The sequence below is a fragment of the Hyalangium sp. genome (genome assembly GCF_035629615.1).
In the GTDB taxonomy this organism is placed as follows: domain Bacteria; phylum Myxococcota; class Myxococcia; order Myxococcales; family Myxococcaceae; genus Hyalangium.
In genome coordinates, this window is sequence record NZ_DASPHO010000550.1 from 1 (window position 1) to 10,761 (window position 10,761).

The 10,761-nt window shown below is 66.8% G+C and carries 10 protein-coding genes; 5 read left to right on the forward strand and 5 right to left on the reverse strand.

Annotated features, from left to right (window positions below; translation table 11 throughout):
- Positions 1 to 1,862: tryptophan dimethylallyltransferase family protein (locus tag VD972_RS27945; RefSeq protein WP_324991802.1), on the forward strand; the 1,862-nt coding region annotated here is incomplete at its 5' end.
- Positions 1,863 to 2,310: 448 nt separating this feature from the next.
- Here VD972_RS27945 and VD972_RS27950 read toward each other — a convergent pair.
- On the reverse strand, positions 2,311 to 2,532 hold the full coding sequence (locus tag VD972_RS27950; RefSeq protein WP_324991803.1) for a helix-turn-helix transcriptional regulator: 222 nt from the start codon (positions 2,530 to 2,532) through the stop codon (positions 2,311 to 2,313).
- A gap of 248 nt (positions 2,533 to 2,780) precedes the next feature.
- Here VD972_RS27950 and VD972_RS27955 point away from each other — a divergent pair, with 248 nt between their 5' ends.
- The 4 genes from VD972_RS27955 (at position 2,781) to VD972_RS27975 (ending at position 6,165) form a co-directional block, all read left to right on the forward strand.
- Positions 2,781 to 3,704, forward strand: a complete 924-nt coding sequence (locus VD972_RS27955) for a HAMP domain-containing sensor histidine kinase (protein ID WP_324991804.1) — start codon at positions 2,781 to 2,783, stop codon at positions 3,702 to 3,704.
- A 68-nt stretch (positions 3,705 to 3,772) separates the two neighbouring features.
- Positions 3,773 to 4,984 carry a serpin family protein gene (locus tag VD972_RS27960; RefSeq protein WP_324991805.1) on the forward strand — a complete coding sequence of 404 codons (1,212 nt, stop codon included), beginning with the start codon at positions 3,773 to 3,775 and terminating at the stop codon, positions 4,982 to 4,984.
- A gap of 478 nt (positions 4,985 to 5,462) precedes the next feature.
- A complete protein-coding gene (locus tag VD972_RS27970) occupies positions 5,463 to 5,780 on the forward strand; it encodes a hypothetical protein (protein ID WP_324991806.1) in 318 nt (105 codons plus the stop codon).
- 13 nt (positions 5,781 to 5,793) lie between these two features.
- Positions 5,794 to 6,165 (forward strand): hypothetical protein, encoded by a 372-nt coding sequence (locus tag VD972_RS27975; protein WP_324991807.1) that lies wholly within the window; start codon positions 5,794 to 5,796, stop codon positions 6,163 to 6,165.
- Between the two features lie 159 nt (positions 6,166 to 6,324).
- On the opposite strand, the gene VD972_RS27980 is transcribed toward VD972_RS27975, so the two are convergent.
- The 4 genes from VD972_RS27980 to VD972_RS27995 all read right to left on the reverse strand — a co-directional run.
- Positions 6,325 to 7,365, reverse strand: a complete 1,041-nt coding sequence (locus VD972_RS27980; RefSeq protein WP_324991808.1) for a polyprenyl synthetase family protein — start codon at positions 7,363 to 7,365, stop codon at positions 6,325 to 6,327.
- 8 nt (positions 7,366 to 7,373) lie between these two features.
- Positions 7,374 to 8,129: a hypothetical protein gene (locus VD972_RS27985; protein ID WP_324991809.1), complete on the reverse strand. Its 756-nt coding sequence runs from the start codon at positions 8,127 to 8,129 to the stop codon at positions 7,374 to 7,376.
- 28 nt (positions 8,130 to 8,157) lie between these two features.
- Complete coding sequence (locus tag VD972_RS27990; RefSeq protein ID WP_324991810.1) at positions 8,158 to 10,323, reverse strand: FAD-dependent oxidoreductase; 2,166 nt, start codon at positions 10,321 to 10,323, stop codon at positions 8,158 to 8,160.
- Positions 10,324 to 10,414: 91 nt separating this feature from the next.
- On the reverse strand, positions 10,415 to 10,761 hold a 347-nt coding region (locus tag VD972_RS27995; protein WP_414654141.1), incomplete at its 5' end, for a hypothetical protein.

Genomic DNA, 10,761 nt, shown 5'->3' on the forward strand with positions numbered 1-10,761 from the left:
GCACAAGACTCGGGGCTGGTTTCCACGGAGGGAGCGCGATGAAGAAGGTGATGAGCCAACTGGAGGAGAGGCAGCAGGGCTTCGCCGTTTCTCCCTTTGTGACCCTCCTGCTGGACTCGTCTTTCTCCCCTCAGCTTCGCCTCCGCTTCCTGCCGTGCGTGGCGCCGCTCGTCATGGGCTCCACCGAGCTGGCCAGCAGCCTGATCGGTGAGGAGGCCCCCGCGCAGCAGGAGGGCACCGAGAGTCCGCACTGGAGCCCGTTCCTCAAGGACCTGCAGCTGCTGGATCTGCACTCCGTCTCCGACTTCAACTCCATGCTGCAGCTGCTGTGGGGCGAGCACTGCGGCCCGGTTCGCGAAGTGCTCTACGACTTCATCTCCCTGGCCCGCTCCGCCACGCCCCTGCGCCGGCAGATCTTGCTGATGGCGCTGCAGTCGGTGGGGCAGGTGAGCCTGGTGGCGCTGGAGCAGATTGCGCGCGAGCTGGAGGCCAGCACCCGCAAGCACCTGGTGAGCATCGACTCGCTGCGCACCCAGCTGCACATGGGGCAGTGGAGCACGGCCTCGCTCGAGCTGGACCTGACGCCCGAGCAGGAGCAGCAGGCGCTGAGCGACATCGACCAGGTGTTCTCCCTGGCCAACGAGCTGGCTGACTACCTGCTCGAGCACATCCAGGAGTGGTTCGCCGGCCAGGAGCGGCCCGCGCGGCAGGCGAGCACGGCCGCCCAGATTGCCGACATGAGCTTCCTGGACTTCGGCAACTCGCGCATCGCCGCGCTGTGCAAGTCGGCCGGCTTCACCTCCGTGGACACCCAGAAGGTGCAGAAGTACTTCACCTTCATGACGGACTCGTGGAACTCGCGGCGCGTCGGAGAGACTTCGCCTTGGAAGTCCGACATCTCGGATGACCACACGCCCTTCGAGCTCTCCATCGCCCTGGAGGGCAGCCGCCCGGAGATTCGCTTCCTCATCGAGGCGCAGAACCACCCCACCACCCTTCAAACGAGCTGGGATGATGGGCTGGCCCTCAACGAGCGGCTCAACAAGGAGTTCGGCCTCTCGCTGGAGCACTTCAACCGGGTGAAGGAGCTGTTCGAGCCCCACAACCCCCAGGTGCGCTTCTCCCTGTGGCACGCCTTCTGCCTCAAGCCGGACGGGCGGGCGGAGATCAAGGTCTACCTCAACCCCCTGGCACGCGGCTCCGAGCACGCCAACGAGATTGTCGAGGAGGCGCTGTCGCGGCTGGGCTTCAAGCACGCCTGGCGCTTCCTGTCCCAGGTGGTCATGCGCCGCGGCGTCCAGGACGAGGTGCTCTACTTCTCCCTGGACATGGGAGGGCAGTCTGTCTCCCGCGTGAAGATCTACGTGGCCCACCGGGACGCGGCCCCCGAGGACATCGAGGCGGCCATGTCCCAGGCCAAGGAGTACTCGGCCGGCGAGGCGCGAGCATTCTGCGAGGCCATCCAGGGAGACGACAACCGGTTCTCGGCGCAGCGCTCGACGCTGACGTGCTGGGCGTTCACCTCGGATGACGACGAGCGGCCCTACAGCGCCACGCTGCACTGCCCCATCCGCAGCTACGCCGACAACGACCGGGATGCGCTGCGCCGCATCCGCGCGGTGCTGGACCCCAAGAGCCACGCGGTGCTCGATCGGTGCGTGTGGGCGCTGGCCAACCGTCCGCTCGAGGCAGGCGTGGGGCTCATCCAGTGGGCCTCCATGCGGCGCGAGGGCGGGCGGGTGCGCACCACCTTCTATCTGGCCACCGAGGCCTACGGCACCGTGGCGCCTCGCAAGTCGGACTCCCACCGCGTCCACGTGCCGGATCTGATGAACGCCGAGGTCTTCCAGCTCAGCGCCTGAAGCGTGTCAGGCGAAGCCTCGCTCACGAGGCGCCTCGGCTTCAGAAGCGAACCCCGAAGCCGAGCTCGGTGTCGAGCGCCACGGGGACCGCCCCGAGCACGTCGCGCGGCCATAGCCGGCCCCGAAGCGTGCGGTGATGTGGAAGCCCGAGTCCCACACCCAGCGATAGCCGAGGTTGCCCGTGACGGAGCGCTGGCGAATGTTCAGGCGCAGCCACGAGGGAGCCTCTCCGTCTCCACCGCCTCCATGGTGGTGGCCGTGCTTGCCAAAGCCCGTCTAGGAGGGTGCACAGGGATACGAGTCGGGGGATCGAGTTCCACATCGCTGCTTCTCCATGAGAGGTCCGCGCCCTGAGGGGCGGTGTTTGGGCCCTCCAAGTCCCACGAAGCCGCGCGCGCGGGGATGGCCGCGCGCGCCGAAAGTGCTGGCACTGCGCGCCACGCAGGCATCAGCTCTGGCGGAACTGGCTCGGCGTCTTCCCCGTCCAGCGGCGGAAGGCACGCAGGAAGGTGCTGAGCTCCGAGTAGCCCAGGAGGTAGGCCACCTCTCCGAGCGGCAGCTTGGACTCACGGACATAGACTTGCGCAAGCTCCTCGCGCACGGCGTCGAGCTGCTGCTGGAAGCTCGTGCCCTCCTCGGACGCGCGCCAGAAAAGTGGGCTCTGATACACCGGAGGCCGCGCTGCTCGCAAGGGTGTGGCGGCGCGCATGGGTACGTGAGTAAGGGCACTCCATGACGTCCAAAGAAAAAAACCCGCAGCCCGAGCGCTCCCACACGGACGAAAGCCTCCGCGCGGAGCGTGCGCAGTCCGACCGTGAGTACGCCAAGACGCAGACCGAGATTGAAGACGCGTCAGACACCGCCATCCAAACGGCTCGGGAGAAGGCTGATCAGGTCTCCCAGGAGGCCCGCGACGACGTGGATGTGGAGCTGGCTCGGAGTGAGGCGTCCGCCCAAGCGATCGAGCGCATTGACCGGGAGCGGGCCCACGAGGATGTAGTCCTGCAGGGAGAGCGTGCAACCTCTGACGCGGAGCTGCGGGCCGAGCGCGAGGAGGGCAAGCGCGCTTTGGCGGCCCTCCTTCACCTGGAACGAGTGGAAACGGATACGCGTCTGCTGTTGGAGCGGGAGCGCTCCGACGCGGGGCTTGCGACGCGGGATGAATTCATGGGGGTGGTCAGCCACGACTTGCGCACGTTTCTCTCGGGAATCGCCTTGCAGGCGGCTCTGCTCAAGCGGAACGCTTCCGAAGACGCGGCAGGTAAGAGGACCGTACAAGGCCTCGAGAAAATCGAGCGGTTCACTGCGCGGATGAACCGGCTGATCGGAGACCTGGTGGATGTGGCCAGTATCGAGGCGGGCAAGCTCCTCGTCGCCCCCTCGTTGCAGGATGCAAGAGAGCTCGTGCGGGAGTCAGTCGAGGCGTTCCAACCCCTGGCCTCGGCCCAGGGCCTCTCTCTCGACGCGGAGATACGCGGGAAGCCCCTGATGGCGGAATTCGACCATGAGCGTGTCCTTCAGGTACTCGCCAACCTGCTGAGCAATGCCATCAAGTTTACCAAGGCAGGAGGCAGGGTTTCGATCCGAGTGGAGCTTGTGGGCCAGGAGGTCCACTGCTCCGTGACGGACACCGGCGCGGGAATCCCGAGCCAGCAACTCACCGCTGTGTTCGAGCGATTCTGGCAAGCCCGCAGCGGGGACCGGCGAGGGCTGGGGCTCGGCCTCTACATCTCCAAGTGCATTGTGGAAGCTCACGGGGGACGTATCTGGGCCGAGAGCCAGCCAGGCGCGGGCAGCACGTTCACGTTCACGCTGCCGGTTGCTCCTGCTTCGTCGCAATAAAGGGGCTGCAAGAGAGTGGCGACGAGCATCGGTTCACGAGAAGGTGGCGCCCTCGACCAGGAGCCCCCATGACGACCGGGAAGTCAGCAGACACCACCAGCCCCGTCACACCGCCCTCGCCCTGGGAGGTAGCGAGGCTCGCCCGGAGCAGCAACGCCTTCGCCGCCGACCTCTGGAGCCAGATTCGCGAGGCCCAGGGCAACCTGGCTGTCTCGCCCGTGAGCATCACTCTCGCGCTTGCGATGACGTGGGGAGGGGCCAAGGGTGACACCGCGAACGAGATGAAGCGGGTCCTCCACTTCGAGGGCACCCCGGACGAGGTCATGGACTCGGCGGGGCGGCTCCTCCAGTCCTGGAACACGAGCTCCGACGTCACCCTCCTGCGTGTGGCCAACCGCCTCTTTGGCTCGAGGAGCTACACGTTCGAGAAGCCGTACCTCGAGAAGACGCAGGCCACGTTCGGGGCGCCCCTCGAGGCCGTGGACTTCGACGTCGAGGTCGAGGCGACGCGCAAGTCCATCAACGCCTGGATCGCCCGGCAGACAGAGGATCGCATCCAGGAGTTGCTGCCGGAGAGGAGCTTGAGGCCCGGGCTGACGAAGCTCGTGCTCGTCAACGCCATCTACTTCAAGGCGACCTGGGCCAAGCCCTTCTCGGAGGAGCTGACAGCCCCCGAGCCGTTCTTCGTCACGCCGACCGTGAAGAAGGACGTGCCCCTGATGCGCCGCAAGGGAGACTACCGCTTCGCCGAGGTGGATGGCGTCAAGGTGCTGGAGATCCTCTACAAAGACGGAGACATGGCGATGATGTTCGTGCTCCCAGACGCCGTGGGTGGCCTGGAGGCCGTCGAGCGGAACCTGACGAGCGCGCAGTGGGATGGGTGGTTCGCGGCCCTGATGAACGAGACCGTCAACGTCGTGCTGCCGCGCTTCGAGGTCAACCCCGAGGCCTCACTGGAGCTGGGAGAGGCGCTGGGAGCGATGGGGATGAGGCGGGCCTTCAACCCGGAGGAGGCAGACTTCACGGGCATGGCCAATCCGCCCAACCCGAATGAGCGCCTGCACATCAGCAAGGTCATCCACAAGGCCTTCGTGAAGCTCGACGAGCAAGGCACCGAGGCCGCCGCCGCCACCGCCGTCGTCATGGTCGCGAGGACCGGCCTCGCGCGGCCCAAGGTGCCGAAGGAGTTCCGCGCCGACCACCCCTTCCTCTTCTTCCTGCGCGAGAACTCCTCGGGGATGATCCTCTTCATGGGCCGCGTCTCCGAACCCGCGAGCTAAAGTGGCCCAGTGGCATCACCTGCTGGCGAAGGCTGAGGCAGTGGCACCGCGCGGGTGTCTGGAAGCGGCTGCTGGAGGTGCTACTCGCGCCACATCGGCCTCTTGCCGAACCCGCGCCAGGCCCTCTCGGCCATTCCCATCACCGGGCCTCAGGTCTCGCCCGAACTCCCCGTACGTCCCTCGGAGCCTGCCAACGCGCAGGCCGACTCACCTTCGATGGCCAGGACCACCGGGTGGTGTGGCAAGACACGCGGGAGGAGTGCGCAAGGCGCTCACCACACGGGTATCCGCTTGATGACGCTGCTCCCTCCTTGCCGCTGCTTCAGTCCCCGCCCCACGGGCTGCTCGCACACGGCAGCAGGTAGTGCTTGCCCAAGGAGCGCACCAGAGCGGCATTCTCCGCCGCGCACTCAAGGAGCACTTGTGAAGGTTCTGACTCTCTTCATGTCCGTGGTAGTGGCTGGCCTCGGTTGCAGTCATGCTCAACCCCAGGTGCAACGCCAGATTTATGTCATTTCAGATGATGCTCTTGGCATTGGCGGTTCAGGTGGGCACGATTGCGACCAAGAGCAGGTTGACTGCTTCGAACGATGCTGGAACGCCGGTGAAGGAGAGGGAAAAAGCGACCAAGGAAGCATCCGAGTTGACTTTCAAGAGCATGGACTCCGCACTGGACTGGCTCAGGGAGCACAAGACAGAACTCATCATTGGCACAGTGGTTGTCATCGCTGGCGTATCATTCATCATCGCCACAGGCGGAAGCGGGGCGTTGCTCCTCGTGCCAGCCGCACTCTAGCTCTGGATCAGCCATGAAATACGACCCTCACTTTGATGTGGATGCGGCCCTTCGCACCATTGAGTCCATTAGCCATGGGTTTCAAGGCGGCTCGGCGGAAGAAGCATCACTCCGGGCCGCCGCCGCGGCCTTGGTCTACGTGCGTGAGATCGGCAAGCTTGACGACTACCGCGAATTCTTCCGGCAGATGACGACTCCAGCGATCGAGAGTGTGAAGGCTTCCCATGCATTCGCAACGCGCGAGGAAGCCGAGGAATGGCTCAAAAGGGCCAGTGTTCCCGACGGTGAACTTGTGAGCATCTCCGGCAAGGGCTACCAGGTCGTGAACCTCCCCCAAGGTGCTCGATTCCTCAGAAACCCACTCCCGCAAGAGCTGGAGAAGTAGCACCTCTCTCCAGGGTGGAGAGGACAGCCCCTGTAGACCTCCTTCGGTGGCGGAGAAAACGACGCAAGTCTCACCGGTGTGCTCCTCTTTGCAACAATGGCCTCGGCAGTATCTCGGATATGATTCTCACCGGGTTTTGGCCTATGTCCCCTGGCAGGCTCAGCTTCGCTCGATGACCCACGTGGGCAGGGCTTCCATGAACCGCTTGTCCGGCGAGTCCGGGAGGTCGGCGCAGGCGACGGAGAACTCGTGTTGCGCGGCTCCGGCGAGCCCGTGGGCGATCTGCCGCGCATAGTCGATCGAGCCGTATTCCTCCATCCGCTCCCGGATCCAGCTCACGTCCTCCGAGGTCCGCTCCGCTCGCGAAACCCCGAGCACCCGTGAGAGCCGGGCACGCTCCTCGGTGCTCGCGGCGTGGAGCAGGTGGATGAGCATCAACGTGCGCTTGCCCTCCCAGATGTCCCCGTAGCGCTCCTTGCCATAGCGCCCCTCATCCTCCAGGAGGTTCAGCAGATCGTCCTGAATCTGGAACGCGGCCCCCACGAAGAACCCGAACCGGAGATACCGATCGAGCTCCACGCCATCCCGCGTTCCAATGAGCGCGCCGATGCGCATCGGGTAGATCGTCGTGTACCAGCAGGTCTTCTTCAGGACCATCTGGAGGTAGTCAACCTCGCGAAGCTCGACGACGTTGTGCTGGCGCCAGGCCAGCTCGAGGGACTGCCCCTCGACGGACTCGTGGGCCATCCGCTCGGCCTCCTCGAGGATCCGCAGGGCGAGGCGCACGCCCAGCGTCCCGGCGTTGTCGATGAGCGGCCGCAGGCTCAGGATGGCGAGCGCATCCCCCACGTTGATGGCCGTGGGGACTCCATGGCGCTGGTGCAGGGTGGGCCGCCCGCGCCGCTCCTCGCTCTCGTCCTCCACGTCGTCGTGAACCAGGAACGCGTTGTGGAGCAGCTCGATGGCCACGGCCGAGTTCAGCGCGTCCGTGGGGTAGGCCCCGAACGCCCGCGCCGTCGCCAGGCAGAGGCTGGCCCGCAGCGCCCGGCCTCCTCGCTGGGGATAGTCCGCGATGAGCTCCTCGAACTCGGGGTTGCGCGGCCGGCCTCGCAGGTACTCTCGCATCCGCGCCTGCGTGGCAGCCCCGTACTCCGCGAGCTTCTCCCGAACGAGCACAGCGCTGTCCGTGGCGGTCCTCACGGCTCACCTCACCGCGCGACGACTCGCACACAGAGCGTGCCCCGAGGCAGCCCCGTGTGCTCGTCAAGGATGATGCCGCTGTAGAGACCGGGGGGCTGGTCGTCCGGGATCTGGATGCGGAAGGTCACCCGATCCTCCTCCGGCACCGCTTCGATGATCACCCCCCGGATCCGCGGCGAGGCCGGCTCGGGCGCACGCAGATCATGCACCCGGAATGCCCGGTCGGACGCGCGCGGGCGCAGGTCGATCGAGACCTCGGTGCGTCGGGTCGAGTCGATGTCGAGGGTGAGGTGGCTGGGTGGAGCGACCGCCTGGACCTCCGGACTCTCGGGCGCCGCCGGAGGTTCCGTGGGTTCAGAGGCGGTGGCCTTCGGTGCCTTAGCGGCACTCGGTGCGACGCCAGCGGAGAACGGGCCTGCCGTCCCGGCCGCGGGTGTGACCCCTGGCTCGCGCGCAGTGGCTCCTCCCGCCGAGGCCTTCCCCATCAGGTCCAGCCAGAGGCTCGCGAAGTCCGCGAAGCTCCGGAGCATCGCCCCCATCTGGTTCTGGAGCCCATCCCCCGATGGAGTGCCTCCGACGGCGGGAGCCCACATCGCACGCGCGACGTTCTGGCCCTGGCGCAGGTACTCCTCGATCACGCGGTAGCCCATCTCCACTCCTTGGGGGACGGAGTTGCCACCTGGGCGCTCGAAGACCGCGCCCCAGTTCCGGACGGGCTGCGTGCGCCCCGGCTCCGGCTTCTTCACTCGCTCACGAGGATCCATGGAACGCTCCAACGGTTTGAGACACGGTTCATGGGTGATCGAACCCCGCGATCTCCTCCAGCTTTGGAGCTCCCGAGATCGCATGGGCCGCCAGCCGTCCTGACATGACGGCGGCCTCGACACAGCCCTGGTTGAAGCCACTGTCGGTCCAATCGCCCGCGACGGTGAGGTTGTCGTAGGTGTTGTCGAGCGGCGAGATGCGAGCACGCAGGCTCCCGGGCAGGGAGAGGGTGTACCGGTCCGAGGGGTTCACGTTCGCGGTCCAGTACTGCGAGGCGAAGCGGGCCTCTCCCGCCTCACCCGCGCTCTCTCCGTGCGGCGCAGACGGATCCATGAGCAGCTCCCAGCGGAACCCGCCGGACTCCCGGTACGCCCGAGGCCACAGGTGGGCCAGGTCCTTCTCGAGGAAGCGCACGCTGTTGCGCCGGACCCGCTCGTGCTGCTCCTCGGGGAAGGCGGGGCGGGCCCGCTCCTCCTCGGGGACGTCTTGAAGCACGCTGCAGAAGTAGGCGAGCGCCCCGGGCGGCCGAGGCCAGCTCTCCTCGGTGGCCAGATGTGACATGTCCGCCCAGGTGTCGAAGGGCTTGACGAAGGCGCACAGGTTGACGGGCGCATGGCTCCAGCCGAGCTCCTTCATGTCCGTGTTCATCCAGAGCTGACAGGCCTGGGTCGGCACGGTCTTGACGCGCTCGACCATGGCCCGCCAGCGCGGATCCCTCTCCATCAGCTCCTTGCAGAGGAAGGGGATCGCTCCGCCCCCCACCGCCAGGATGACGAGATCAAAGTCCTTCCCCACCCGCAGCGTCCGCGTGCCCACCTTGCGCCGCTCCCAGTGCGACTCGAACTTCCACTCCTCCTGCTCGAGCCGCTCGCCCTCCACGAGCTGCCGGTAGTCAGGGGCCGCGGGCCAGCACGGCAGCCCTCGCACGTCCACGAGGGGCTGGTACTCCCCTCCTCCCGGGATCGCGGCCTGCACGTCGAACTCGAGCGCCTCGACGAACGGGCGCTCGCCGGGCGCGAGGTGAGCCGGATCGCAGAGCTTGACGTTCTCCAGGCGGTGGAAGAACTCGAAGCGGACACCTCGCCGCTTCAGCACCTCGTAGAAGGGCGCGAAGACCACGTCACCCATCCCCGAGCGCATCTTCCAGAAGAAAGCGCCCCGGTAGGTGAAGAACGCACGGAACGCGGCGCGCAGCCCCTGCCCCGCGGCGACCCGAGGCCTGCTGAGGTCACCGTCCTCGTAGGCGAAGGTGAGATCATAGAGCGCGCGGATGAAGGCGCTGTTGATCGTCCGCTCGGAGGCTCCATTGAGCCGCATCCACTCCCGGCAGTCGTAGTCGTCGATGGCGTCGAAGCCCCGTGGATCGGTCAGGAGGCGGAAGCGGAGGGCGCCGCGAATGATCGCCAGCATCATGTCGACGATCTCCCAGACGCGGCGGAGCCTGTCGTTGCTCTCGATCAGCTTCTCGAACTGGCCGCGCACGGCCGTGACCACCGCATCGTGAAAGCGGATGAGCAGGTTCTCCGGGTAGCGACGCAACGTCGCGAGCGCCACCTCCATCAGCCCCAGCGCCTCCACCACCGCGGCGAGCGTGGCGAACCGCCCGTACTCGAGCAGACGCGACATCGTCTCCAGGAGCGCCTCCGGTGTCCCGGTGCTCTTGGGGGGCTGGGGCGCTTCAGGAGCAGCCCCAGGGGCAGGCTCCTGCACGGTGGCCAGCAGGGTCCTCACCAGCTCCAGGCTCCTCGCCAGGTAGTCGCCGATCGTCCATCGCGGCAGCGCGTTGCCTGGATCACCCGGCAGCCCCTCGAAGGGAGGCAGCTGGACCGTCCAGGGAGACCAGCGTCCGTCCGGTGACCAGTCCGCGACGCCGTTGAAGTGATCGGGGACGAAGGCATCGCTCCAGTCGGCGATGCGGCAGGTGGCCGGATCGCGCTTCAGCTCCGCGTAGCACTCGCGGATCAGCCGGAACGCGTTCTCATAGAACCCCATCCACAGGTGCAGGCCGTGCTCCTGGATACGGTCTGCGGGCCCTCGGCCGGACGCGCCCTTGCCTCCCAGCCTCCAGCCAAGCTGGTACACCGTGACGCGGTACTGGCCTCGGAGCTCGGGCCGCGTCAGCTCGAATGCGGCCGTAATGCCGGCGCATCCACCCCCGACGATGGCGATCTCGACTGGATGCTGGCGTGTCATCGCCTGCATTCATGGTGGCGCGGCGGAACCTGTCAACGCGGTGAGCGCTCGTAGGAGTCCTCGCGCGAACGTTCCCCTGCCCTCGGATCCCTCAAAGTTCCTCGTACAAGACACCTGGGAACGAGAGCACGAAGTCCGGGCCGTAGACGCGGGCGGGAGTCTGGGCCCCAGCCTCCAGATCTCCCGCGAGCACACGCTCGACGATGGCCAGCCCGGTCGTGCAGGTAAACCCATAAGCCTCTGGAGTCCGCAGGCGCGCCCGCATGCGGCGGCCCGCGCCATCCTCCACTTCCGCGACGAGGGTGGCGTGACGTCCAGCGCGCTGAGCCTCGGTGGGGCCCTCGGGCAACAGCTTCGCCTGCAGCTCCAGCCACTGGCGTCCCACGGGTGCCGAGAGCAGCCCTCCGAGCCAGCGGTTCGCCATCAACATCGTCCGCA

Coding starts and splice junctions, on each gene's coding strand:
- VD972_RS27960 (WP_324991805.1), top strand. CDS start 3,773: ATGACGACCGGGAAGTCAGCAGACACCACCAGCCCCGTCACACCGCCC.
- VD972_RS27970 (WP_324991806.1), top strand. CDS start 5,463: ATGCTCAACCCCAGGTGCAACGCCAGATTTATGTCATTTCAGATGATG.
- VD972_RS27985 (WP_324991809.1), bottom strand. CDS start 8,129: ATGGATCCTCGTGAGCGAGTGAAGAAGCCGGAGCCGGGGCGCACGCAG.
- VD972_RS27990 (WP_324991810.1), bottom strand. CDS start 10,323: ATGACACGCCAGCATCCAGTCGAGATCGCCATCGTCGGGGGTGGATGC.
- VD972_RS27975 (WP_324991807.1), top strand. CDS start 5,794: ATGAAATACGACCCTCACTTTGATGTGGATGCGGCCCTTCGCACCATT.